This is a genomic window from Streptomyces sp. NPDC058685, assembly GCF_042714725.1.
GTDB lineage: Bacteria > Actinomycetota > Actinomycetes > Streptomycetales > Streptomycetaceae > Streptomyces.
Genome location: NZ_JBHXSL010000010.1, coordinates 159,225 through 183,173 on the forward strand (window position 1 = coordinate 159,225; position 23,949 = coordinate 183,173).

At 71.8% G+C, this 23,949-nt stretch carries 20 protein-coding genes; 11 read left to right on the forward strand and 9 right to left on the reverse strand.

Translation table 11 applies throughout. The features are described 5' to 3' along the window. Window positions 1-61: 61 nt before the first annotated feature. Window positions 62-1,756: a proline--tRNA ligase gene (locus tag ACFWU3_RS12520; protein ID WP_384435110.1), complete on the forward strand. Its 1,695-nt coding sequence runs from the start codon at window positions 62-64 to the stop codon at window positions 1,754-1,756. 440 nt (window positions 1,757-2,196) lie between these two features. On the opposite strand, the gene ACFWU3_RS12525 is transcribed toward ACFWU3_RS12520, so the two are convergent. The 3 genes from ACFWU3_RS12525 to ACFWU3_RS12535 are packed head-to-tail and all read right to left on the reverse strand — an operon-like array spanning window position 2,197 to window position 4,016. Continuing rightward, window positions 2,197-3,081: an aminoglycoside phosphotransferase family protein gene (locus ACFWU3_RS12525; protein ID WP_384435112.1), complete on the reverse strand. Its 885-nt coding sequence runs from the start codon at window positions 3,079-3,081 to the stop codon at window positions 2,197-2,199. A 15-nt stretch (window positions 3,082-3,096) separates the two neighbouring features. Continuing rightward, on the reverse strand, window positions 3,097-3,531 hold the full coding sequence (locus tag ACFWU3_RS12530; protein ID WP_384435115.1) for a ferritin-like domain-containing protein: 435 nt from the start codon (window positions 3,529-3,531) through the stop codon (window positions 3,097-3,099). Next, window positions 3,528-4,016, reverse strand: coding sequence for a hypothetical protein (locus ACFWU3_RS12535; RefSeq protein ID WP_384435118.1), 489 nt, complete (start codon window positions 4,014-4,016; stop codon window positions 3,528-3,530). The genes ACFWU3_RS12530 and ACFWU3_RS12535 overlap by 4 nt, the downstream gene beginning before the upstream one ends. Window positions 4,017-4,169: 153 nt before the next feature. Between ACFWU3_RS12535 and rimP the strand changes: the two genes are divergently transcribed. The 9 genes from rimP to ACFWU3_RS12580 all read left to right on the forward strand — a co-directional run bounded on the left by rimP (window position 4,170) and on the right by ACFWU3_RS12580 (window position 16,158). Continuing rightward, a complete protein-coding gene (gene rimP / locus ACFWU3_RS12540) occupies window positions 4,170-4,667 on the forward strand; it encodes a ribosome maturation factor RimP (RefSeq protein ID WP_313943776.1) in 498 nt (165 codons plus the stop codon). A 2-nt stretch (window positions 4,668-4,669) separates the two neighbouring features. After that, window positions 4,670-5,677 carry a transcription termination factor NusA gene (gene nusA / locus ACFWU3_RS12545; RefSeq protein ID WP_384435121.1) on the forward strand — a complete coding sequence of 336 codons (1,008 nt, stop codon included), beginning with the start codon at window positions 4,670-4,672 and terminating at the stop codon, window positions 5,675-5,677. 118 nt (window positions 5,678-5,795) lie between these two features. Then, a complete protein-coding gene (locus tag ACFWU3_RS12550) occupies window positions 5,796-6,074 on the forward strand; it encodes a YlxR family protein (protein ID WP_327679643.1) in 279 nt (92 codons plus the stop codon). Window positions 6,075-6,226: 152 nt separating this feature from the next. Next, the gene (gene infB / locus ACFWU3_RS12555; protein ID WP_384435124.1) at window positions 6,227-9,367 is read left to right on the forward strand and encodes a translation initiation factor IF-2; all 3,141 of its coding nucleotides are present in this window, start codon (window positions 6,227-6,229) and stop codon (window positions 9,365-9,367) included. A gap of 141 nt (window positions 9,368-9,508) precedes the next feature. Beyond that, window positions 9,509-9,802 carry a DUF503 domain-containing protein gene (locus ACFWU3_RS12560; protein WP_313943772.1) on the forward strand — a complete coding sequence of 98 codons (294 nt, stop codon included), beginning with the start codon at window positions 9,509-9,511 and terminating at the stop codon, window positions 9,800-9,802. A 27-nt stretch (window positions 9,803-9,829) separates the two neighbouring features. Beyond that, window positions 9,830-10,273 (forward strand): 30S ribosome-binding factor RbfA, encoded by a 444-nt coding sequence (gene rbfA / locus ACFWU3_RS12565; protein WP_313943771.1) that lies wholly within the window; start codon window positions 9,830-9,832, stop codon window positions 10,271-10,273. Next, window positions 10,270-11,169 carry a tRNA pseudouridine(55) synthase TruB gene (gene truB, locus ACFWU3_RS12570; RefSeq protein ID WP_384435128.1) on the forward strand — a complete coding sequence of 300 codons (900 nt, stop codon included), beginning with the start codon at window positions 10,270-10,272 and terminating at the stop codon, window positions 11,167-11,169. Before rbfA ends, truB begins: the two co-directional genes overlap by 4 nt. 245 nt (window positions 11,170-11,414) lie before the next feature. Next, window positions 11,415-15,173 carry a trypsin-like peptidase domain-containing protein gene (locus ACFWU3_RS12575; protein WP_384435131.1) on the forward strand — a complete coding sequence of 1,253 codons (3,759 nt, stop codon included), beginning with the start codon at window positions 11,415-11,417 and terminating at the stop codon, window positions 15,171-15,173. A gap of 40 nt (window positions 15,174-15,213) precedes the next feature. After that, window positions 15,214-16,158: a bifunctional riboflavin kinase/FAD synthetase gene (locus ACFWU3_RS12580; RefSeq protein WP_384435134.1), complete on the forward strand. Its 945-nt coding sequence runs from the start codon at window positions 15,214-15,216 to the stop codon at window positions 16,156-16,158. Between the two features lie 28 nt (window positions 16,159-16,186). Here ACFWU3_RS12580 and ACFWU3_RS12585 read toward each other — a convergent pair whose 3' ends face one another. Beyond that, window positions 16,187-17,095, reverse strand: a complete 909-nt coding sequence (locus ACFWU3_RS12585; protein WP_384435137.1) for a LysR family transcriptional regulator — start codon at window positions 17,093-17,095, stop codon at window positions 16,187-16,189. A gap of 154 nt (window positions 17,096-17,249) precedes the next feature. Here ACFWU3_RS12585 and ACFWU3_RS12590 point away from each other — a divergent pair, with 154 nt between their 5' ends. Then, window positions 17,250-17,960, forward strand: coding sequence for a type 1 glutamine amidotransferase domain-containing protein (locus ACFWU3_RS12590; protein WP_384435140.1), 711 nt, complete (start codon window positions 17,250-17,252; stop codon window positions 17,958-17,960). Between the two features lie 84 nt (window positions 17,961-18,044). Here ACFWU3_RS12590 and ACFWU3_RS12595 read toward each other — a convergent pair whose 3' ends face one another. Genes ACFWU3_RS12595 through ACFWU3_RS12615 form a run of 5 tightly spaced genes read right to left on the reverse strand, consistent with a single transcriptional unit; the run spans window position 18,045 to window position 23,798 of the window. After that, complete coding sequence (locus tag ACFWU3_RS12595; protein ID WP_328861890.1) at window positions 18,045-19,019, reverse strand: ABC transporter ATP-binding protein; 975 nt, start codon at window positions 19,017-19,019, stop codon at window positions 18,045-18,047. 14 nt (window positions 19,020-19,033) lie between these two features. Beyond that, complete coding sequence (locus tag ACFWU3_RS12600; protein WP_384435144.1) at window positions 19,034-20,011, reverse strand: ABC transporter ATP-binding protein; 978 nt, start codon at window positions 20,009-20,011, stop codon at window positions 19,034-19,036. Further along, window positions 20,008-20,910 (reverse strand): ABC transporter permease, encoded by a 903-nt coding sequence (locus ACFWU3_RS12605; protein ID WP_384435147.1) that lies wholly within the window; start codon window positions 20,908-20,910, stop codon window positions 20,008-20,010. Before ACFWU3_RS12605 ends, ACFWU3_RS12600 begins: the two co-directional genes overlap by 4 nt. Further along, complete coding sequence (locus ACFWU3_RS12610) at window positions 20,907-21,959, reverse strand: ABC transporter permease (RefSeq protein ID WP_313943762.1); 1,053 nt, start codon at window positions 21,957-21,959, stop codon at window positions 20,907-20,909. Before ACFWU3_RS12610 ends, ACFWU3_RS12605 begins: the two co-directional genes overlap by 4 nt. A gap of 3 nt (window positions 21,960-21,962) precedes the next feature. Beyond that, entirely contained in the window at window positions 21,963-23,798 is a 1,836-nt protein-coding gene (locus ACFWU3_RS12615; RefSeq protein ID WP_384435152.1) for an ABC transporter substrate-binding protein, read from the reverse strand. Between the last annotated feature and the right edge of the window lie 151 nt (window positions 23,799-23,949).

Consider the following 23,949-nt stretch of genomic DNA (forward strand, 5'->3'; position numbering starts at 1 on the left):
CGCAGCCACCGCCCGGATAACCTCGCTGCCAGCATCCTCATACGACGCAGGAGAATTCCCCATGGCAGCCCAGGTCCAGCGCATGTCCCGTCTGATGGTCAAGACACTGCGCGACGACCCGGCGGACGCCGAGACGCTCAGCCACAAGCTGCTCGTCCGCGCCGGGTACGTCCGGCGCAACGCGGCGGGCATCTGGTCCTGGCTGCCGCTCGGCAAGAGGGTCCTGGAGAACGTCACACGCGTCGTGCGCGAGGAGATGGACGCCATCGGCGCCCAGGAGGTCCTGCTGCCGGCCCTGCTGCCCAAGGAGCCCTACGAGGCGACGGGCCGCTGGGAGGAGTACGGCGCGGAGCTGTTCCGCCTCAAGGACCGCAAGGGCGCGGAGTACCTGCTCGGCCCGACGCACGAGGAGATCTTCACCCAGCTGGTCAAGGACCAGTGCACGTCCTACAAGGACCTGCCGGTGATCCTCTACCAGATCCAGGCGAAGTACCGCGACGAGGCGCGTCCCCGTTCGGGCATCCTGCGCGGCCGTGAGTTCCAGATGAAGGACTCGTACTCCTTCGACACGACCGACGAGGGCCTGGCGGAGTCGTACGCGCTGCACCGCGCCGCGTACATCAAGATCTTCGAGCGGCTCGGGCTCTCCCACCGCATCGTCTCGGCCGTCTCCGGAGCCATGGGCGGCTCCGCGTCGGAGGAGTTCCTGGCGCCGGCGGCCGCGGGCGAGGACACCTTCGTGTACTGCCCGTCCTGCGACTACGCCGCGAACACGGAGGCCGTGACCTTCGCCGCCCAGGTGGCTTCCGGTGACCACCCCGCGGTGGAGGAGCTGGACACCCCCGAGACCCCGACCATCGAGACGCTCGCCGCGCTCCTGGAGGTGCCCGCCTCCGCGACGCTGAAGAACCTGCTGGTCAAGGTCGACGGCGAGATCGTCGCCGTCGGTGTGCCCGGTGACCGCGAGGTCGACCTCGGCAAGCTGACGGACCACCTCGCGCCCGCCACCGTGGAACTCGTCACCGCGGACGACTTCACCGGCCGGCCCGACCTCGTACGCGGCTACGTCGGCCCGCAGGGCCTGGAGAAGGTCCGCTACATCGCCGACCCGCGGGTGGCCCGGGGCACGGCCTGGATCACCGGCGCGAACAAGCCCGACACCCACGCCCGCAACGTCGTCGCGGGCCGCGACTTCGAGGTGGACGACTATCTCGACGTCGTCGTGGTCCAGGACGGCGACCCCTGCCCGCAGTGCGGTACGGGGCTCAAGCTCGACCGCGCGATCGAGATCGGCCACATCTTCCAGCTCGGCCGGAAGTACGCGGACGCCTTCCAGCTCGACGTGCTCGGCCAGAACGGCAAGCCGGCGCGGGTGACGATGGGCTCGTACGGCATCGGCGTCTCGCGCGCGGTGGCGGCACTGGCCGAGCAGACGGCGGACGAGCAGGGCCTGTGCTGGCCGCGGGAGATCGCCCCGGCGGACGTCCACGTGGTCGCCGCGGGCAAGGCGCTCCAGACGGAGCTCGCCCTGGACGTCGCCGACCAGCTGGCGGCGGCGGGCCTGCGGGTCCTGGTGGACGAGCGTCCCGGGGTCTCGCCGGGCGTGAAGTTCACGGACGCCGAGCTGATCGGAGTCCCGAAGATCCTGGTGGCGGGTCGCCGCTCGGCGGAGGGCGTGGTGGAACTGAAGGACCGCCGCACGGGGGAGCGGGAGGAGCTCGAGGTCTCGGAGGCGATCGCGCGCCTGCGGGGCTGAGCGAACGGGGGTGCGCCATTCCGGCCCGCCCGGCGCGCGAGGACCTGCCGGTAGGGCGTGCGCGGTAGTGATGGTGCGGGTGGTTGGCGGGGCGCTGCCCCGGGCCCCGCGCCTCAATCGCCGGCGGGGTTTGATGTGCGGCCTGTTGCCTTGGCGAGGGCGGAATGTGCGGCCGGTTGCCGGCGGGGCTTGATGTGCGGCCTGTTGCCCTGACGCGGCTGGGCTTGTCCGGCCCTGTGTGCGGGGCGAGTTCAGCCCGTCCGGCGATTGAGGACACGCCTGTAGGGCGTGCCCGGCGGTGAGGGTGCGGGTGGTTCGCGGGGCGCTGCCCCGGGCCCCGCGCCTCAATCGCCGGCGGGGTTTGATGTGCGGCCTGTTGCCCTGGCGGCAGCGACGGTGCGGGCGGCACAAGGACCCCGCCGGGGCGGGGCCGGCGACCCTCAGAGCCAGCTCGCGAACTCCAGGCTCATTTCCGCCTCTTGCGCCCGGCCCGACGACTGCGCCCTCGTCGCCGACTCCACCGCGCGGAACAGCGTCCAGCCCCGCAGCCGGTCCGGGTCCACCTCCAGCGAGTCGGCCAGTTTGTTCACCCGGCGGCGGGCCGCCGACGCCCCCGAGGACGCGGCGACCAGGTCCTCCACCCGGTCGCGGACCAGCCGCGCCAGGTCGTAGGCGCGTTCACCCACCAGCGGTTCCGGGCCCACCGCCAGCCACGGCGTACGGTCGCCCGCGAGAACCTTGCCCTGGCGGAAGTTGCCGTGCAGCAGCAGCGTCTCCGGCGGCGCGGCGGTCAGTTCGTCGCGGGCCGCGAGCGCCTCGGACACCAGCGCCGACGACGTATCCGACGACGCCTCCGCCGAGACCCGCATCGCCTCCGCCTGCCGCGCAGTCCGGTCCGCCACCGACTCGAAGCCGTGGCCCGCGGGCGGCTCGACCCACAGACGCCGTACGATCCCCGACGCCTCCAGCAGCGCCTTCGCCTCCGGCAGCGAGCGCAGGCTCATCTCCGGGTGCAGCCGCTCCAGCAGCAGCGCGTCGCCGGGAGCCGCGAGCAGGCGGACCGCGCCCCAGCCGTCCCAGTGCTCCAGCGCGGCCCGTTCCAGGGACGGCGCGGCCGTCGGCGGGGCGAGCTTCAGCGCGGCCGGGGTGCCGTCCTCCAGGCGTACGAGGACGACCAGACTGCTCCGGCCCCCCGGTGCCATCACCCGCTCGACGTCCAGCCCCTCCCGGGACACCGCCTCGTCGGTGAGCCCGGGCAGCAGCCCGAGCCAGTCGTCGCTCTCGCCGAGCGCCCGAACCAGACGCCGGGGCGCTTCAAAACCCACGTGTGTGCTTCCCTTTCACTGCCCGGCCGCCCGCTCGGCGAGCCCAGGAAAGGCTACGCCGCTGCCGCGCCAGCGCACGGCACGCACCGCCGCCTCCCGCAGTGCCCCGGCGGCCTCGCGCCGCAGCTTGCCGTCGGCGGCCCGTACGAGATCGGAGCAGACGCCCGCGACCCGGTCCTCCAGCGTCGCCGCCAGGCGCACGGCCGCGGCCGAGTCCGGAACCGCGAAGGGCAGGCTGTACGCCGCTGCTGCCGCGTCCGGCGTGCCGCCGAGGTCCCGCACGGTGCGGACGAGCGCGTCGCGTCGGGCGCGGTGCGCTCCGTGCGCGGCGGTGGCCTCGGCCCGGCGGGCCTCGCCGACGCGGGCGCCGACGACCCCGTAGCCGTAGACCGCGGCGTGCTCCGCGGCGAGTGCCGCCTGGAGGGCCTTCAGGACCTCGTCCGTGCTCATCGCGCGGCCCCGTTCGTCAGCAGGTAGACGTGCGTCGCGCCCGCAGCGGCGACCGATGCCAGCAGGCGGGCCAGTTCGGGCGGGGCCTCGTCCAGAGCGACGGTGTGCGCCTCGCAGGCACGTTTCTCCGCACTGGCGAGCGAGGCGAGTGCTTCCGCCGGAACCGTCGGGACCGGCGCCGCGAGGGCCACCGGGGGCGTCCCGCCGAGCGCGGCGACGTGCGCGGCGACGGCTGTACGCAGCGGGGTGAGCCGCGCGGTCAGCGCCGGATGCTGCGTGATGGTGGCGTCGTAGTGGTCCCGCAGGGACCCGCTCGCCGCGGCCAGGCGCCTGCGCAGGGCCTTCTCCGCCCGGGCCGGGTCGGCCGCCGGTCCGGACGTCCGGGTCTCGGCGGTCGGCCCGTCCGAACAACCCGTCAACACCGCCGCCGCGGCCGCACCCGTGGCCATGAGCGCACGTCTGCGTGTCGTCCCCGTGCGCCCCACGCGTCTCTCCCTCGGCATCTCGTGATCATCGCCGCAGGCGAGCGTACCTGCGGGTGCCGTGCAGGTGGACGGCAACACCCCTCGGGACCGGATACCCTTTGATCTGACACGCGACGATCCCACAACAGCACACGCGGCCGAGGAGTCACCCGGATGAGCACCACCCAGAGCGAGAGGCTGCGCGGGCTGCTGGAACCGCTCGTCAGCGCCGCGGACCTGGATCTGGAAGAGATCGAGGTGTCCCGGGCCGGCCGGCGTCGCATGCTGAGGATCATCGTGGACTCCGACGAAGGCGCCACGCTGGACGCCTGTGCCGAGCTGAGCCGCGCCATCTCCGCCAAGCTCGACGAGACCGACGCCATGGGCGAGGACGAGTACGTCCTCGAAGTGAGCTCGCCCGGCGCGGACCGCCCCCTGACCGAGCACCGCCACTACGTGCGTGCCGTCGGCAGGCTCGTGAAGCTTCAACTCACCGAGGGCGGGGACGTGGTGGCCCGCATCCTGGCCGTGGACGACGAGGGGCTCGACCTCGAGGTGCCCGGCGTGAAGGGCCGCAAGCCCACCGCCCGCCGGGTCGCCTTCGCCGAGATCGCCAAGGCTCGCGTGGAGATCGAGTTCAGCCGCAAGGACAAGAAGGAAGAGGAGGCGTAGCCGTGGACATCGACGTGAAGCTCCTGAAGGGCTTGGCACAAGAGAAGGAGATCCCCTTCGACCTGCTGGTCGAGGCGATCGAGTCGGCCCTCCTCATCGCGTACCACCGCACCGACGGCAGCCGCCGTCACGCCCGTGTCGTGCTCAGCCGCGACACCGGCCATGTGACCGTGTGGGCGAAGGAGGAGCAGGCCGATCTGGAGGAGGGCCAGGAGCCCAAGGAGTTCGACGACACTCCCTCGGACTTCGGCCGTATCGCCGCCACCACCGCCCGCCAGGTCATCCAGCAGCGGCTGCGGGACGCCGAGAACGACGTCACCTTCGGCGAGTACGCCCGCCGCGAGGGCGATGTCGTCGCCGGCATGGTGCAGCAGGGCAAGGACCCGAAGAACGTCCTCGTCAAGCTGGACGACAAGCTCGAGGCGATCCTGCCGGTGCAGGAGCAGGTCCCGGGCGAGGAGTACACCCACGGTCTGCGTCTGCGCACGTACGTCGTGCGGGTGGCGAAGGGTGTGCGCGGCCCGTCCGTGACGCTCTCGCGCACCCACCCCAACCTGGTGAAGAAGCTTTTCGCGCTGGAGGTCCCGGAGATCGCGGACGGCAGCGTCGAGATCGCGGCGATCGCCCGCGAGGCCGGTCACCGCACCAAGATCGCGGTCCGCTCCACCCGTTCCGGACTCAACCCCAAGGGCGCCTGCATCGGCCCCATGGGCAGCCGGGTCCGCAACGTCATGGCCGAGCTGCACGGCGAGAAGATCGACATCGTGGACTGGTCGGACGACCCCGCCGAGATGGTGGCCAACGCCCTCTCGCCGGCCCGTGTCAGCAAGGTCGAGGTCGTGGACCTCGGTGCGCGCTCGGCCCGGGTGACCGTCCCCGACTACCAGCTGTCACTGGCGATCGGCAAGGAGGGGCAGAACGCCCGTCTGGCCGCCCGTCTCACCGGCTGGCGCATCGACATCCGCCCGGACACGGAGCAGAGCGACGACGACGGCCCCGACCAGGGCTGAGGAATGCCACCGGGCTGAGCGCCGTTCCACGGACGGGGCGCCTCACCGGGATCGAGACAACGATCGTTCGATTTCTGCCCCGAAGGGGTGAGGTCGCTACGGGGAGGTAGACTTAAACGTGTCTGGCCGGACGCACGACCGCGCATGCCCTGAACGCACATGTGTGGGATGCCGGGAGCGGGCGGCCAAGAGCGATCTGCTGCGCATCGTGGTGGTCGGTGGCGAATGTGTCCCCGATGATCGCGGTACGCTGCCCGGCCGGGGTGCGTATGTACACCCCGCCTCGGTCTGTCTCGACCTGGCTGTACGCCGCCGGGCTTTCCCGCGGGCCTTCCGGGCCCAGGGACCGCTCGACACGGCTGGAGTACGGCGGTATGTCGAGCAGGCAGCACCGTAAGGAAAGAGAAGTACGGCACGGAACCCCGTGCGGTCAGGTACCTCGCGAGTTGGAAGTAGGTCGAGATTGCGATGAGCACTCGATGAGTACGCGATGAGTACGCCCATGAAGTAGCGACGGTCCGGCGGTAACCCGGACCTAAAAGGAGCGAAGTGGCTAAGGTCCGGGTATACGAACTCGCCAAGGAGTTCGGGGTTGAGAGCAAGGTCGTCATGGCCAAGCTCCAAGAACTCGGTGAATTCGTCCGTTCGGCGTCCTCGACGATCGAGGCGCCGGTTGTACGCAAGTTGACTGACGCACTGCAGGGGCCCGGCGGCAACGCCGGCAAGTCCGCTGCGAAGCCCGGCGCGCCTCGCAAGGCCGCGCCTTCCCCCGCAGCGGCAAACCGCGCGGGCGGTACCCCCACGCCCGGCGCGCCCTCCCCGGCGTCGTCGGCCCGTCCTGCTGCCCCCAAGCCCGGCGTCCCGGCCCCCAAGCCGGCCGCAGCCGAGGCTCCGGCGAGCAGCACTCCCTCGACCGCACCGGCTTCCGGTCCCCGCCCGGGTCCCAAGCCCGCGCCGGCCAAGCCCGCTCCGGCGGCTCCGGTGCCCGCGGCCGAGTTCTCCGCACCTGCCCCGGCGCAGCCCGCCGCGCCGCAGGCCCCCCGTCCCGGTGCCCCCGCCCCGCGTCCTGCCCGTCCGGCTCCGGCCGGCGGCCAGCGCGACGGCGGTCAGCGTGACGGTGGTCAGCGTGACGGCGGCCGCGGCGGCGACCGTCCTGCCCGCCCCGCGGGCCAGGGTGGACCGCGCCCCGGCGGCAGCCGTCCGGCCGGTCCCCGTCCGGGCAACAACCCCTTCACCTCGGGTGGCTCCACCGGAATGGCGCGCCCGCAGGCGCCCCGTCCGGGTGGCGCTCCCCGTCCCGGTGGCGGCGGCGCTCCCGGCGCCCCGCGTCCGCAGGGTGGTCCCGGCGGCGCTCCCCGGCCCCAGGGCCAGGGCGGCGCTCGTCCGTCTCCCGGCGGCATGCCCCGTCCTCAGGCGCCCCGTCCCGGTGGCGGCGGCGGTCCTGCCGGTAACCGCCCGAACCCGGGCATGATGCCGCAGCGTCCTGCTGCCGGTCCCCGTCCTGGTGGCGGTCCCGGTGGTGGCGGCGGCGGCCGTGGTCCCGGTGGTGGCGGTCGTCCCGGCGGTGGCGGCGGCGGTCGTCCCGGTGGCGGCGGCGGCTTCGCCGGTCGTCCCGGTGGCGGCGGCGGTGGCGGCTTCGCCGGTCGTCCCGGCGGTCCCGGTGGCGGCGGCGGCGGTTTCGCCGGTCGTCCCGGCGGTCCCGGTGGCGGCGGTGGCCGTCCCGGCTTCGGCGGACGTCCGGGTGGTCCCGGCGGCCGTGGTGGCACGCAGGGTGCGTTCGGCCGTCCCGGCGGTCCGGCGCGTCGTGGCCGTAAGTCGAAGCGGCAGAGGCGCCAGGAGTACGAGGCCATGCAGGCCCCGTCGGTCGGCGGTGTGATGCTGCCTCGTGGCAACGGACAGTCCGTCCGTCTGTCGCGCGGTGCGTCCCTCACCGACTTCGCGGAGAAGATCAACGCCAACCCGGCGTCGCTCGTCGCCGTGATGATGAACCTCGGCGAGATGGTCACTGCCACGCAGTCCGTCTCCGACGAGACGCTGCGCCTGCTCGCGGACGAGATGAACTACGTCCTCGAGATCGTCAGCCCGGAGGAGGAGGACCGCGAGCTTCTCGAGTCCTTCGACATCGAGTTCGGCGAGGACGAGGGCGGCGAGGAGTTCCTCGTGTCCCGTCCGCCGGTCGTGACCGTCATGGGTCACGTCGACCACGGTAAGACCCGACTGCTGGACGCGATCCGCAAGACGAACGTCGTTGCGGGCGAGGCCGGCGGTATCACCCAGCACATCGGTGCGTACCAGGTCGGCACCGAGGTCAACGGTGAAGAGCGCAAGATCACCTTCATCGACACCCCGGGTCACGAGGCGTTCACCGCCATGCGTGCCCGTGGTGCCAAGTCCACCGACATCGCGATCCTCGTGGTGGCGGCGAACGACGGTGTGATGCCCCAGACGATCGAGGCGCTGAACCACGCCAAGGCGGCCGGTGTGCCGATCGTGGTCGCGGTCAACAAGATCGACGTCGAGGGCGCGGACCCGACCAAGGTGCGCGGTCAGCTCACCGAGTTCGGTCTGGTGGCCGAGGAGTACGGCGGCGACACGATGTTCGTCGACATCTCCGCCAAGCAGGGTCTGCACATCGACTCCCTGCTGGAGGCCGTGGTCCTCACCGCGGACGCCTCGCTCGACCTGCGGGCCAACCCGGAGCAGGACGCGCAGGGTATTGCGATCGAGGCTCACCTCGACCGCGGCCGCGGTGCCGTCGCCACGGTGCTCGTCCAGCGCGGAACGCTTCGCGTCGGCGACACGATGGTCGCCGGTGACGCGTACGGCCGTGTCCGGGCGATGCTCGACGACAACGGCAACAACGTCGAGGAAGCGGCTCCGTCCACTCCCGTCCTGGTCCTGGGTCTCACCAACGTCCCCGGCGCCGGCGACAACTTCCTGGTCGTCGACGAGGACCGCACCGCACGGCAGATCGCCGAGAAGCGTGCCGCCCGTGAGCGGAACGCCAACTTCGCCCGCAAGGGTGTCCGGTTCTCCCTGGAGAACCTGGACGAGGCGCTCAAGGCCGGTCTGGTGCAGGAACTCAACCTCATCATCAAGGGCGACGCGTCCGGTTCGGTGGAGGCTCTCGAGTCCTCGCTGCTCCAGCTCGACGTCGGCGAAGAGGTCGACATCCGGGTGCTGCACCGCGGTGTGGGTGCGGTCACGGAGTCGGACATCGACCTGGCGATGGGCTCCGACGCCATCGTCATCGGCTTCAACGTCCGCGCTGCCGGGCGTGCCCAGCAGATGGCGGAGCGCGAAGGCGTCGACGTCCGGTACTACTCGGTGATCTACCAGGCCATCGAGGAGATCGAGGCGGCCCTCAAGGGCATGCTCAAGCCGGAGTACGAAGAGGTCGAGCTCGGTACGGCGGAGATCCGCGAGATCTTCCGCTCGTCCAAGCTGGGCAACATCGCGGGTGTTCTCATCCGCTCCGGCGAGGTCAAGCGCAACACCAAGGCCCGGCTCATCCGCGACGGCAAGGTCATCGCGGAGGACCTCAACATCCAGGGTCTGCGCCGCTTCAAGGACGACGTCACCGAGATCCGCGAAGGCTTCGAGGGCGGTATCAACCTCGGAAACTTCAACGACATCAAGATCGACGACGTCATCGCGACGTACGAGATGCGGGAGAAGCCTCGCGGCTGATCCGCGCAGCATCGGTCGGGGCCGCTCGGCGGGTTAAATATCCGTCGAGCGGCCCCGGCCGCTGCGTGTACGGTTCTTGTGTCCCTGCCAAACCCTGGCAGGCGTCATGAACCCGAACCGGCGGGACATCCGGATACATACATGTATGTGGGGACACTGTCCTTCGATCTGCTTCTCGGCGACGTACGGTCGCTGAAGGAGAAGCGCTCCGTGGTCCGCCCGATCGTCGCCGAGCTCCACCGGAAGTACGCGGTGAGCGTGGCGGAGACCGGAGACCAGGACCTCCACCGCAGGGCAGAGATCGGCCTCGCGGCGGTCTCCGGGGACACGGGGCACCTCACAGACGTACTCGACCGGTGCGAGCGCCTTGTCGCCGGCCGGCCGGAGGTGGAGCTGCTGTCCGTTCGACGCAGGCTCCACAGCGACGAAGACTGATGGCAAGGCAAAGAAGGAGAAGGACCAGTGGCCGACAACGCGCGGGCGAAGAAACTGGCGGACCTCATCCGGGAGGTGGTCGCCGAGAAGCTGCAGCGCGGCATCAAGGACCCGCGGCTCGGCACGCACGTGACCATCACGGACACCCGGGTGACCGGTGACCTGAGGGAGGCCACGGTCTTCTACACGGTCTACGGCGACGACGAGGACCGGGCCAGCGCCGCTGCCGGACTGGAGAGCGCCAAGGGCGTTCTGCGCTCCGCGGTCGGCGCCGCGGCGGGCACCAAGTTCACGCCCACCCTGGCTTTCGTGGCGGACGCCCTCCCGGAGAACGCCAAGACGATCGAGGACCTGCTCGACAAGGCACGGGCCTCGGACGCGAAGGTGCGGGAGGCGTCCTCGGGCGCCGCGTACGCCGGTGAGGCGGACCCGTACCGCAAGCCGGAGGACGAGGACGAAGCCTCGGAATGACACAGCAGAACAAGACGCCGGACGGCCTTGTCATCGTCGACAAGCCGTCCGGCTTCACGTCGCACGACGTCGTCGCCAAGATGCGCGGGATCGCGAAGACCCGCCGCGTCGGACACGCGGGGACGCTCGACCCGATGGCGACCGGCGTCCTGGTGCTGGGGGTCGAGAGGGCCACCAAGCTCCTCGGGCACCTGGCGCTCACCGAGAAGGAGTACCTCGGCACGATCCGGCTCGGTCAGACGACCGTCACCGATGACGCCGAGGGCGAGGTCACGGCATCCGTGGACGCCTCCGGGGTCACCCGGGAGGGCATCGACGCCGGTGTCGCGGCCCTGAGCGGCGCCATCATGCAGGTGCCGTCCAAGGTCAGCGCCATCAAGATCGACGGCAAGCGGTCCTACGCCCGCGTGCGCGGCGGCGAGGAGTTCGAGATCCCGGCCCGTCCGGTGACGGTCTCCTCGTTCCGGGTGTACGACGTGCGGGAAGCGGTCGCGGAGGACGGGACCGCCGTCGTGGACCTGATCGTCTCCGTCGTCTGCTCGTCCGGGACGTACATCCGCGCGCTGGCGCGTGACCTCGGTGCCGGTCTCGGCGTCGGCGGCCATCTCACCGCGCTGCGGCGGACCCGCGTCGGCCCGTACGGGCTGGACTCGGCGAAGACGCTCGACGAGCTCCAGAAGGACCTCACGGTCATGCCGATCGCGGAGGCCGCCGAGGCGGCGTTCCCGCGCTGGGACGTGGACGAGAAGCGCTCCCGGCTGCTGATCAACGGCGTACGGCTGGACATGCCGGCCTTCGACCGTGCCCCGGTCGCCGCGTTCGGACCCGACGGACGCTTCATCGCCCTGGTCGAGGAGCAGAAGGGCAAGGCCAAGAGCCTCGCCGTCTTCGGCTGACGGTCCACCGGGCGGAAACCGGCCCCGGAGGACGCCCGCCGGCTCGTCCGGGGGCGAGCAGGGTCTCATCGTGGAACGGGCAGGGTCGCTGCCCGTTCCACGATCCCCCTCGGACGGTGTCTATCCACCGGGCACCCTGGATTCACCCCATCGAGCAGGCGCTCGGAGTGAACCACGGGTGCACTCGGGGGCGCGTTCGAGATGCGTACTTCTCCCGCTGATCATTGCCGACCTACCGTCACACCATGGGACGCGGGGACCTGGCAACGCTGGTACGTATCTGCGATCTGGCGGGGCGGCCGCGTGGCACCGGGTTCGTGGCCGACCACCTCGGCACGGTCGTGACCAGCCATGAGGCTGTCGACGGGCTGGTGCGGGTGGTGCTGCACGCGCCCGGCGAGCGCACCTGCCTCGCGGAGGCCGATGCCATCACCCCACTGCCGGAGGCCGGCCTCGCGCTGGTGCGCACCGACGGCCTCGGCGTGCGGCCGCTGCCGATCGGTACGCGTGAGCGGATCGAGGCGGGGACATATGTACGGCTGCCCGCGGGCGGCTGGCGCGAGGCCCGGATCCTCGGATCGGCACAGGTGACCTACACCGCCACCGACCGCTTCCATCTCGTCGCCGAGGCAGTGGAGTTGGCGATCGGGACGGACGGCAGCGACGCCTTGCGGCTGGGCGGCGGGGCCGCCGGCGGACCCGTGCTCGACGCCTCGACGGGCGCCGTGCTCGCCGTCCTCGGCACGGCGCTCCAGAGCGGACATCGTGCGGCGGGATTCGCCCTGCCCCTGCGGACCGCCGCGGCGCCCGCGGACGGGCCTCTCGCCGACCTGCTGCGGCGCAATGCCGCGACCGTCCCGGCCTACGGGCGCGACCTCAACCTGGCCGCCGTCCTCGAACTGACCGCGACCTCCGTGGGCGCGGTCGGCGGCCCCAGCGCCTGGCCGGCACCGGTCGAACGGCCCGAACTGCTCAGGGAGTTCGGCTCCTTCACCGCCCTCGTCCTGGGACTCGTCGGCGATCCCGGCACCGGCCGTACCACCGAACTCACCGCGCTCGCCGGCCGCCGCGGCCAGGGTGCCCGCCCCGCGCCCACGGTATGGCTGCGCGGCGCGGATCTGCACGGCGGCGACACCTCCGTCGCCGACGCCTTCGCCCGCACGCTGGGACAGGCCGGGCGCATCATCGCCGCGTCGGGCGCGCACGGCGACATGGGCCACATCACGCCCGAACGGGTCGCCCGCCTGGCCCGGGCAGCCGGTCGCCCGCTGATGATTCTGCTCGACGGGCCCGAGGAGATGCCCCCACAGCTGGCCCACCGTCTGGCCCACTGGACCGCGGGCACGGTCCAGTGGCTCAGCGACTGCGGGGTGCGGATGGTGGTCGGCTGCCGCCCCGAGTACTGGGAGCAGGCAGGGGCGCTGTGCCCGCCGGAGGTACTGCACCGGCCCGCCGGGCCCGCGTTTCGGCTGCCGCCCGCGGTCCGCGTCGGCGACCTCTCGGCGGACGAGGCGAGGGAGGTGCGCGAACGGTACGGACTGCCCGCCGACGCCATCGACGCGGCCGACGAACGGCATCCGCTGGCGCTGCGGCTGCTCGCCGAGGTCCGCGAGGCGCTGCCCGGCGGCGTACCGGGCCGGCCCTCCCGCGAGGAGATCTTCACCGCGCATCTGGACCTGCTGTGCCTGCGGATCGCCGTACGCATCGCGGCCGCCTCCCGGCCACCGCTGCGAGGGGCTGCCGTACGCCGTCTTGCGGCGAGGGTGTCCGGCCGGGTCCACGAGGCCGCACGGCGCTGTCTGGGGCCGGGGCAGGGGGAGTTGGACCGCGAGTCGTTCGAGGAGATCTTCCCGTGGCGCACCGGCTGGGCGTCGGCGGTGCTCACGGAGGGCCTGCTCGTGCCGGCGGGCACCGGCTACCGCTTCGCCCACGAGGAAATGGCCGACTGGGTCCAGGGCGCCCATCTCGACCTGGACGCGGCCCTGCACTCCCTCGTGCACCGCTGGCACACGAGCGCGCCGGCGGGGCTGCCGTCGAGGCCGGGAGCGAGCGGCGGGGGCGACGGGTACGTTCCGCCGCCACCGGGGTCGGGCGCGCCCCGCGCTTCGACGCTCGCCGTACCGCGTCATCGCATCGGACCCGTCGTCCAGGCGCTGCTCCTGCTCGACAGTGTGCACGGCCCCGCCGCGCTCACCCGCCGTCTGGGGGAGCTGATCCATGCGCTGGAGCGCCTGGACGAGGTGCGTGAGGACTCCGGCGGCGACGGCCCGACCGACCCCGAGCGGGGCTTTCCGCAGAGGGCGACGGGCGAGGGGGATGCCGTGGTGGCCCCGGATCCGGCCGCCGCGGGGGACCGGACCGGAGCGCAGGACCGGGTCGACGACGCGCGCTGGTGGGGCGCTCACCTGCTCGGCGAGACCCTGCTGCGGGTGCCCGACGCCCGTGACCACCTCCCCGTCCTGCGGCTGCTCGCCGACCGGATCACCCGTCGCTCCGTACGCGAGGGGGGCCCTGAACACCTCGGCGGATTCGGCGAGTTCGGGCCCTGGTTCTGGGAGCGGCTCCAGGTGCCCGAGGACGAGCGGCTGGATCTGCTGCGGCGGCTCGTGCCCGCCGACGGGCCTCCCGGGGCCCGGCGCCTGCCCCGCTATCTGGACGCCGCCGCCGCACGGCTGGCCGACAGCCCCTCGGTCGTACAGCCGCTGCTGTGCCGCTGGTTCACCGACACCACACCGCTGCCCGCCGAGCCCGGCGCGGAGATGCGGCCCACCGTCGCGGGTGCCGCTCAGGCACTGCTCTACGCCCGCCGGGACCTCGCCGTCGACGACCTCACCGAGGCCCTCGTCGCCACAGCCCACCCCCGCGCCGACGAACTGCTCGTCGCGCTCGCCGAGGACGAGCCGTCCGCCCTGTGCCGGGCCATCGACCGCTGGGCCCACGATCCGCGTCCCGAGCGACGTGTCGCGGCAGCCGCGTACGGACCGGTCACCGCCGCCCGGGTCACCACCGAGGCCGACCGCGAACTGCTGCGCTACGCCGCGTTCGCCCTCCTCGCCCGGGCCGCCGACACCTCGCTGCACGGGGCCGCCCTCGCTCTCCTCGTCCGTGACCCGCACACCCGCTCCCGGCACCTCGGCCGGGCGCTGGCCACCTTCGCCACGGGGGACCCGCAGCTGCCGGTGAGCGCGCTCGCCACGGCCCTGACCACGCATCCCGAGCCCGTGCTCGCCGCCTTCCGGGAGCGGCTGCGTCAGCCCGGCGAAGGGGCGGCGGAGGTGCTGCGGGCCCTGGCGGAGGTCGACGAACCGGTCCTGGCGTACCGGGCCGCGGAGCTCGTCGGCGAGTACCTCGACCACCGGCCCGAGGGCGCTGCGCACGCCGCCGCGTACGTCGAGCGCCGTCTGGAACAGGGACCCGCGGCCAGAGCTGTCCTCTTTCCCCTGGTGAGGGGGCTGCTGCGGGGCCGCCCGTGCCAGGTGCGCCGTGCGCTGGCACCCGTGCTGGCGGCCCCCGGCACGGTGGCTTCACGCGCGCTGCGGTCCGAGCTGCTCGACATCCTGCTGGACTGCGAGGAGCGGGAACAGGCGCTGGGGTACGGGCCTGCCCCGGGGCACGGGTCCGCCCCGGACGCACCGGCGTACGGGCGCGTCGCGCCGCAGCGGTCGCGGAGCAGCCGCGATCTGTCCGTCCTCGACGCGGTGCTGCGGGCCGCCGCGCTCGGCTGCGCGACCCGGCCGCAGGCCCGTACCCGCGATCTGGTGCACCGCACCGGCATGCTCCTCGTGCGTACGCCCGAGGGCGCCACCTGCTTCGACCGTCGTCTGGTCGAGCTGGCCCGCGAGGTGCCCGGGTTCGCCGCCCAGGTCGCGGGCTGGCTGGCCGGAGCGCCCCGGGAGTGGGCGGCGGTCGTCGGTCCGAGCGCGCGGCGGATGGTCGAGACGCTGGGCAGCCCGGTGCCGATGCGTGCCGGCAGCCGTGGGCATGGCAGTCTTAGACCTGCGTAATCGGCAATCCAGACACAGGTTCGGGCGAGGAGCGGTCACAGTGCAGCGCTGGCGTGGGTTGGAGGACATCCCCCAGGACTGGGGACGCAGCGTCGTCACCATCGGCTCCTACGACGGGGTGCACCGCGGGCACCAGCTGATCATCGGGCGGGCGGTGGAACGCGCCCGTGAGCTGTCGGTGCCGTCGGTCGTCGTCACCTTCGACCCGCACCCCAGCGAGGTCGTCCGTCCCGGCAGCCATCCGCCGCTGCTGGCCCCGCACCACCGGCGCGCCGAGCTGATGGCGGAACTGGGCGTCGACGCGGTCCTGATCCTGCCCTTCACCTCCGAGTTCTCGAAGCTGTCGCCGGCCGACTTCATCGTCAAGGTGCTGGTCGACAAGCTGCACGCGCAGGCGGTGATCGAGGGGCCGAACTTCCGGTTCGGCCACAAGGCGGCGGGGAACGTCGAGTTCCTCGCCGAGCTGGGCCCCACGTACGACTACGGGGTCGAGGTCGTCGATCTGTACGTCTCGGGCGAGGCCGGCGGCGGTGAGCCGTTCTCGTCCACCCTCACGCGGCGGCTGGTCGCCGAGGGCGACATCGGGGGCGCGAACGAGATCCTGGGCCGCCCGCACCGGGTGGAGGGCGTGGTCGTGCGCGGCGCGCAGCGCGGCCGCGAGCTGGGCTATCCCACCGCGAACGTGGAGACGCTTCCGCACACGGCGATCCCGGCGGACGGTGTGTACGCGGGCTGGCTGACGGCGAACGGCGAACGCATGCCGGCGGCGATCTCGGTGGGCACGAACCCGCAGTTCGAGGGTACGGAACGCACGGTGGAGGCGTACGCGATCGACCGGGTGGGTCTTGATCTGTACGGACTGCATGTGGCCGTGGACTTCCTGGCGTACGTGCGGGGCCAGGAGAAGTTCGAGTCGATCGAGGCGCTGCTGGAGGCGATCGCCGCGGACGTCAAGAAGTGCCGCGCGCTGACGGCGGGTCTCTAGCGCCGCAGCCGGCCGGTCGCCGCCCGGGTCACAGCGCTCCCCACAGGCGTGAGCGCTTCACCAGGTGGTCGTGGACGAGCGCCACGGACGGATGGGCGAGACCGCCGACGCGGGTGGCCAGATAGAGCGTGTTGAGCGGTGCCACGTGCGGTTGGTGGAGCAGCTCCACCGAGCGCGCGGCCAGGGCGGGCTCCGCGAGGTAGCGGGGCAGTACCGAGACTCCCGCTCCGGCGACCACCGCCGCCAGCACGGCGCGGAGGTCGGGCACGACGACCGCGACGTCGTTGGACGGCCGGCGGCCGAACTCCGAGCGCCAGTAGCGGCGGATGATGGGCAGCTCCTCGGCGTATGCCACCAGGGGCAGCGCCCCCAGGGCCTTGACCGGGTCCGTGGCCAGCAGGACGGGGTCGACGGTGCGGGCCAGCGTCGGCGGTCCGACGAGCATGAACTCCTCGTCCGCGAACGGTGTCGCCGCCACGTTCTTCAGGGCCGGCCGGACGGCGGAGACCACGAGGTCCAGGCGGGAGTTCGCCAGGGCGGCGAGCAGATCGTCGGCCAGTCCGACACTGATCCGCAGCCGTAGCCCGCGGGCCGCCAGCGGAGCGAGAGCGGGGACGACGCGGGCGGTCACGAGCTCCGCCGGGCCGGCGAGGTGGACCTGACCGTGGAGCGCGTCCCCGTCGGCGTCCCCGTCGCTGATGGCGGACCGCAGCTGGTCGAGGTGCGGTCCGACGCGCCGGGCGAGGTCGTCGCCGCGCGCGGTCGGAGTCACCCCGCGGCGCGAGCGCACGAACAGCGGCTCCCCGATCTGCTGTTCCAGGCGCGCCAGTTGGCCGGTCACGGCCGGCTGGGAGAGCCCGCGCCGGGTGGCGGCGGTGGTCAGCGATCCCGCCCGGTGGATCTCCAGGAAGGTGGCCAGCAGGTCGAGATCCACCACGCAACCCCTCAGTCATAAGAATCGTGATGACTGAAATCAGCCTATCGGACTAATGCTGATGGTTCCGTGGTTGTGTCGACCGCAACGAGGTACGCGGAGGAAGCGAGTGATCGCCCGACGCGTCCGACCGAGAACGACGAGAGAGAAGAACACGATGGCCAGGATCCTCATGATCGTCTCCGCCGCCGACAGCCTCACGCTGGCCGACGGCACCGACCACCCCACCGGCTTCTGGGCCGAGGAGCTCGCCGCCTCCCACCGGCTCCTGCGCGAGGCCGGGGCCCAGGTCGACATCGCCACCCCGGGCGGCGCCGCCCCCACCGTCGATCCGATCAGCCTCGACGAGCGGGGCGGCGTGGAGGAGGCGGACGCGGCACGGTTCCGTGCGTACCTGGACGACATCGCGCAGGACCTCGCCGCTCCGCTGGCCCTGGACGCGGTGTCTGTGGGCGACTACGACGCCGTCTTCATCCCCGGCGGCCACGGCCCGATGGCCGACCTCGCCCACGACGCCGACCTCGCCGGGCTGCTCGTCGAGGCCGACGCGAGCGGAAAGCTCGTCGCCGCGCTCTGCCACGGACCGGCCGCCCTGCTCAGCGCCACCCGCGAGGACGGCGGCTTCGTCTTCGCCGGGCGTTCGATGACCTCGTTCACCGACGAGGAGGAGAAGCAGGGCGGACTCGGGGACGCGTCCCCGTACCTCGTCGAGACGCGGCTCCGGGAGCTCGGCGCCGTCATCGACGCGGGCCCGGCCTGGCAGAGCAAGGTCGTCGTCGACGGCAACCTGATCACCGGGCAGAACCCGCAGTCGAGCGTCGACACCGCACGCCGGGTCCTCGCCGAGCTCGAAGCCCGCACGGCCTGAGGGCATCGGAGGCGGGCCGTCTTCCGGAGGGGATCCGGCCCGCCTCCAGCCGCACGCTCGTCCAGGGTGAACACGCCGCCGGTTTCACGCCGATGCCCAGTGACAGGCCACGCCGGCCACCGCTCCGCTCCCCAGTACCGGCAGCTCCTTCGTACGGCAGTCGCCCGACACTCCCGCCCGGTCCGCCTCGCCCGAGGACAGCACCTGGCAGCGGGCGTGGAAACGGCACCCGGCCGGGATACGGGAGGGGTCCGGGGGCTCGCCCGTGAGGACGACCGGCGGCACCTCCGACTCCGGGAGCACCGACAAGAGCGCTTGCGTGTAGGGATGCTGAGGGGACGTCAGGACCTCTTCCACCGTGCCGGTCTCCACGATCCGCCCCAGGTACATCACCGCCACCCGGTCGGCGATGTTCCACGCGAGGCCGAGGTCGTGCGTCACCACGAGGGCCGACAGTCCCAGTTCGTCGCGCAGGCGCAGCAGCAGGGCGAGGATCTCGCCGCGCACGGACGCGTCCAGCGAGGCCACCGGCTCGTCCGCGACGATCAGTTCGGGCTCCAGGACCAGTGCGCCGGCGATGACGACACGCTGGCGCTGGCCCCCCGAGAGCTCGTGCGGATAGCGCAGGAAGAAGCGCTCGGGCGGACGGAGCCCCGCCCGCGACAGCGCCTCGCCGACCGCCGCGCGCTCGTCGCCCTCGTACCCGTGGATCCGCAGGCCCTCGGCCACGGCGTCGTACACCGTGTGCCGCGGGTTGAGGGAGCCGCTCGGGTCCTGGAGGACCAGCTGGACCCGCTTGCGGTACGACTTGAGCGCACGCGAGCCGTAGTCCAGCGGGCTGCCGCCGAAGGTGACCCGCCCCGACGTCGGCGGCACCAGGCCGAGCAGCGAGCGCGCCAGGGTGGTCTTGCCGCAGCCGGACTCGCCGACCAGGGCCACGATCTCGCCCGCGCCGATGTCGAGGTCCACCCCGTCGACGGCGCGGGCGGACGGGCCGCCGCGGCGTCCGGGGAAGGTGACGTGCAGACCGGCGGCCGAGAGCAGGGGAGTGGTGGTCATGACGGGCTCCTGGGTCACAGCTGTTCCTCCACCGCCGCGCCGACGTGCACGCACGCCGCCCGGTGGGTGTCCCCGGCCGACACGAGCTCCGGGTCCGCGTCCGTGCAGACCTCCAGGGCAACGGGACAGCGGGGGTGGAAGGTGCATCCGGTGGGCAGGGCGGCGGGATCCGGCGGGTCGCCCGGCAGGCCGCGCGGCGCCCGGCGGGAGCCGATGTCGCCGATGCGCGGAAACGCGTCGGAGAGCGCCCGGCCGTAGGGGTGCTGGGCGGAGTCGTAGACGGTACGGGCGGGGCCCTCCTCGACGATCCGGCCGGCGTACATGACCGCGAGGCGGTCGCAGGTGTCGGCCAGGACCGCCAGGTCGTGGCTGATCATCAGCAGGCTGATGTCCTGCTCGGCCACCAACTGCTCGATCAGGCGCAGGATCTGAGCCTGGATCATGACGTCCAGGGCGGTCGTCGGTTCGTCCGCGACGATCAGGCGCGGGGCGCAGGCGAGAGCCATGGCGATCATCACGCGCTGCCGCTGGCCGCCGGAGAGCTCGTGCGGATAGGCGTCGGCGCGCGCCACCGGCAGACCCACCTGCTGGAGCAGCTCCCCGACCTTCTTCCTCGCGACCGCGGGGGTGGCCTTCTGGTGCAGCAGGATCGGCTCCGCGATCTGGTCGCCGATCCGGTGCACCGCGTTCAGCGAGTGCATCGCGCCCTGGAAGACGATCGACGCACCCGCCCACCGCACGGCCCGCAGCCGCCCCCATCGCATGCTCAGGACGTCCTCGCCGTCGAGAAGGATCTGTCCGCTCAGCCGTGCCGAGGCGGGCAGCAGACGCAGGAGGGCGAGGGCGAGCGTCGACTTGCCGCAGCCGGACTCACCGGCGACGCCCAGCTTCTGTCCCGCCGCAAGAGTGAGGTCGACACCGCGTACGGCGGGCACGGCTCGGGCGCCGGAACCGTACGTCACCTGAAGGTTCTTGAGTTCCAGGAGGCTCAACGAGCCACCCCCAGCCTCGGGTTGAGCACGGACTCGATGGCCCGCCCGCACAGTGTGAACGCCAGTGCCACGAGCGCGATCGCCAGTCCGGGCGGCGCCAGGTACCACCAGTGGCCGGACGAGACCGCCCCCGCCTCCCGTGCGTCCTGGAGCATGCCGCCCCAGGAGACGACCGTCGGATCGCCGAGGCCGAGGAAGGCGAGCGTCGCCTCGGTGAGGATCGCCGTCGAGATGCCGAGGGTCGTCTGCGCGAGGACCAGCGGCATCACGTTCGGCAGCACATGGCGGCTCATGATGTGGCTGTGGCCGCCGCCGAGCGCCTTGGCGCGTTCGATGTAGGGCCGCGACTCGACCGCGATGGTCTGCGCCCGCACCAGACGCGCCGTGGTCGGCCAGCTGGTCACGCCGATGGCGAGGATCACGGTCCACACACTGCGCGACATCACGGTGGCCAGCACGATCGCCAGGACGAGCGCCGGCATCACCAGGAACCAGTCGGTGATCCGCATCAGCACGGTCTGGAACCAGCCGCCGTAGTGCCCGGCGATGATCCCCACGACCGTCCCGATGGCGACCGACAGCGCGGCGGCCAGCAGACCGACGGTGAGCGAGATCCGGGCGCCCCACACCAGGAGACCGAGCAGGGACCGCCCGAACTGGTCGGTGCCCAGCGGGAATTCGGCACTCGGCCGTTCCAGCGCGGTACCGGGCGCGTTCGTCACGCTCTGCACGTCGTCACCGACGAGCAGCGGCGCGGCGAGCGCGATCAGGGTGATCAGGGCGAGCGCCGCGAGCCCGAAGATCCCGGCCCGGTGCGTACGGTACGAGCGCCAGAAGCGGCTCACCGAGTCGCGGCGGCGCGCCCACGTCAGCGACGAGGCGGTGGTTGCGGTCGTCATCGGCCCACCCGGGGGTCGAGCAGCGGATACAGCAGGTCGGCGAGGAGGTTCATCACGATCATCGCGCCGGCGAAGACCACGAACAGGCCCTGGACGAGCGGCAGGTCGGGCACGCTCAGCGCCTGGTAGAACAGGCCGCCGAGCCCCGGCCAGGAGAACACCGTCTCGACCAGGATCGAGCCGGCCGCCACATGGCCCAGATTGATGAAGACCATGGTCACGGTGGGCAGCAGGGCGTTGGGCACGGCGTGCCGGCGGCGCACGACGTCGTCGCGCAGCCCCTTCGCCCGTGCCGTCGTCAGATAGTCGCTGCCCATCTCGTCCAGCAGCGAGGACCGCATCACCAGCAGGGTCTGCGCATAGCCGACCGCGACCAGCGTGATCACCGGTAGCACCATGTGGTGGGCGACATCGGCGATGTAGGCGAAGCCCGTCTCGTCGCCCGACTCCATGCCGCCGGTCGGGAACAGCCCGGGGATCGGGCCGATGCCCACCGAGAAGGTGATGATCAGCAGCAGACCCAGCCAGAAGGACGGCACCGACCACAGCGTCAGCGCCACACCCGTGTTGACCTTGTCGCCCAGGCTGCCGTGCCGCCAGGCGGAGCGGGTGCCGAGCCACAGGCCGATCGCCGAGTAGACGACCACGGCGACACCCGTGAGCAGCAGCGTCGCCGGGACCTTCTGGGCGATCAGCTCACCGACGGGCGCGTGGAACTGGTACGACATGCCCAGATCGCCCGTCAGCGCCTTGCCGCAGTAGTCCGTGAACTGCTGCCACATCGGCTGGTCCAGCCCGAACTGCTTGCGGAGCGTCGCCAGTTGCTCGGCCGACGTCGGCATTCCGTGCGTCATGGCCTTCACCGGGTCACCGGGGATGATCCGGAAGAGGAAGAAGCTGGTGACGAGCACGGCGAGCAGCGAGATCGCCGCGCCGCCCAGCCGACCCGCCACATAGAGGAGATAGGCCCGTGCGTTCCCGCCGGCGGCGCGGGCCTCAGGGACCCGCGCCACCGCGGTTGCGGTGCCTGTCGTGCTGGTGGTGCTCATCGGCTATTCACGGTCTTCCGCGGTGGACCGGCGGCGCATCGCGACGAACACTCCGAGGGCGGCGACGAGGACCACGGCCGCGCCGATGCCGATCACGACGCCCGTGGAGGAGCCGCTGTCGGAACCGCCGTCACCGGCGGCCGGCTCGGCCGACCACCAGCTCCAGTACCCGTCCTGACCCCAGAGGTTGCCCGCCGCCTCCGGCATCGTCGTGATGGACTTGATCTGGTCGGTACGGTACGCCTCGACCGCGTTCGGATACGCGAGGACATTCATGTAACCCGTGTCGTACAGCCGCGACTGCATCTGCTTCACCAGATCGGCCCGCTTGGCCGTGTCGTACTCGACGGCCTGCTGGGCGTACAGCTGGTCGAACTGCTTGTCGCAGATGAAGTTGTCGGTGGCGCCGGTGTCCTTCGGGGTGGCCGGCAGCGCCGCGCAGGTGTGGATGGACAGGACGAAGTCCGGGTCGGGGTTGACCGACCAGCCGTCGAAGGCCAGGTCGTAGTCGCCCTTGAGCCAGGGGTCGGACACATTGTCGAGACAGTCGACCTTGAGCCCGACGCCGAGCTCGCCCCACCACTCCTGGAGGTACTTGCCGATCGCCTTGTCGTTGGGGTCGGTCGCATGGCACAGGATGCGGAAGTCGAGCGCCTTGCCGTCCTTGCCGACGCGCTTGCCGCTGCTGTTCTTCTTGTAACCTGCCTGGTCCAGCAGCGTGGCCGCCTTCGCCGGGTCGTAGGCCATCTTCTGGGTGGCCGCCGGCTTCCAGAAGTAGGAGCCGAAGCGCGGCGGGATGTACCCCTCGCCCTCGACGGCGTGCCCCTGGAAGACCTTGTCCACGATCGTCTTGCGGTCGGTGGCCTGGAAGAGCGCCTTGCGCACGTTCGGGTCGAGCAGGGCCTTGTGGCCGCTGCCGAACGCCTTGCCGTCCTTCGACTTCGCCCCCGGGTTGGTGGCCAGGGCGAAGAAGCGGCGGCCCGGCGCGTCGTTGACCTTGATGTTCTTCGCGCTCTTCAGCGCGGTCGCCTGGGCGGGGGTGAGGCCCTGGACGAAGGAGACCTCGCCCTTCTGGAGTGCCGCGACCGCCGCGTCACCGTCCTTGTAGTACTTGAGCACCAGCTCGTCGAACTTGGGTGCGCCGCGCCAGAAGTCCTTGTTCGGCTTGAGCTTGACGAACTGGTCGACCTTGAAGTCCGTGACGACGAACGGACCGTTGCCGACGATCGGGAACTGCTTGTCGTTGTTGAACTTCGAGAAGTCCCCGACCTTCTCCCACACATGCCGCGGCACGATCGGGACGTCCAGCGCCGTCATCGTGGCCTGCGGCTTCTTCAGCTCTATGACCAGCGTCTCGGGATCGGGCGCGGTGACGGTCTTGAAGTTGGACGTGAAGCTGCCATTGGCCGTGGCGGCGTTCTCGTCCGTCATCATCTTGTTGAACGTCCACGCGGCGTCCTCGGCCGTCGCCTGCTTCCCGTCGGACCACTTGGAGTCCTTGCGGATGGTGTAGGTCCACGTCAGCTTGTCCGGCGACGACTTCCACTCCGTCGCGAGACCCGGGATCGTGTGGCCGTCCTTCACGTCGTAATTCGTGAGGTACTCGTAGGCCAACCGGTGGACGGTGGTGCTGACCAGACGCTGCGCCAGAAACGGGCTCAGCGAGTCCACGCTCTGCGACACAGCGACGGTGAGCACCTTCTTGGCGTCGTCGTCCGCCGCCTGGACCGGCTGCTGCGGTACGGCCACGAGCGCGGAGGCAGCGAGGCCCGAGGCGAGGAGAAGGCGGATGAACCGTGGGCGTTGCCGGGCAGTGCGGGACGAATCCTTGTGGACCATGGGGCGTGACCTCGCGTCATCACTCGCTGTGGAGTCCCGCGTGGAGGCGGGGCTCATTTCTCTGGTTCGCCAGCTGGTGAAGCGAAGGTTTATCAGCGGTGGTCGAGCGGCGTCAACGGCGCGTCAAACATGGTGTGGTCTGCGGGAATGC

Bases quoted from the DNA above. Each gene is read 5' to 3' on its own strand.
- ACFWU3_RS12520 (WP_384435110.1), top strand. From the start codon at position 62: ATGGCAGCCCAGGTCCAGCGCATGTCCCGTCTGATGGTCAAGACACTG.
- ACFWU3_RS12530 (WP_384435115.1), bottom strand. From the start codon at position 3,531: ATGAGCACGGACGAGGTCCTGAAGGCCCTCCAGGCGGCACTCGCCGCG.
- rimP (WP_313943776.1), top strand. From the start codon at position 4,170: ATGAGCACCACCCAGAGCGAGAGGCTGCGCGGGCTGCTGGAACCGCTC.
- ACFWU3_RS12560 (WP_313943772.1), top strand. From the start codon at position 9,509: ATGTATGTGGGGACACTGTCCTTCGATCTGCTTCTCGGCGACGTACGG.
- truB (WP_384435128.1), top strand. From the start codon at position 10,270: ATGACACAGCAGAACAAGACGCCGGACGGCCTTGTCATCGTCGACAAG.
- ACFWU3_RS12575 (WP_384435131.1), top strand. From the start codon at position 11,415: ATGGGACGCGGGGACCTGGCAACGCTGGTACGTATCTGCGATCTGGCG.
- ACFWU3_RS12590 (WP_384435140.1), top strand. From the start codon at position 17,250: ATGGCCAGGATCCTCATGATCGTCTCCGCCGCCGACAGCCTCACGCTG.
- ACFWU3_RS12595 (WP_328861890.1), bottom strand. From the start codon at position 19,019: ATGACCACCACTCCCCTGCTCTCGGCCGCCGGTCTGCACGTCACCTTC.
- ACFWU3_RS12605 (WP_384435147.1), bottom strand. From the start codon at position 20,910: ATGACGACCGCAACCACCGCCTCGTCGCTGACGTGGGCGCGCCGCCGC.
- ACFWU3_RS12610 (WP_313943762.1), bottom strand. From the start codon at position 21,959: ATGAGCACCACCAGCACGACAGGCACCGCAACCGCGGTGGCGCGGGTC.
- ACFWU3_RS12615 (WP_384435152.1), bottom strand. From the start codon at position 23,798: ATGGTCCACAAGGATTCGTCCCGCACTGCCCGGCAACGCCCACGGTTC.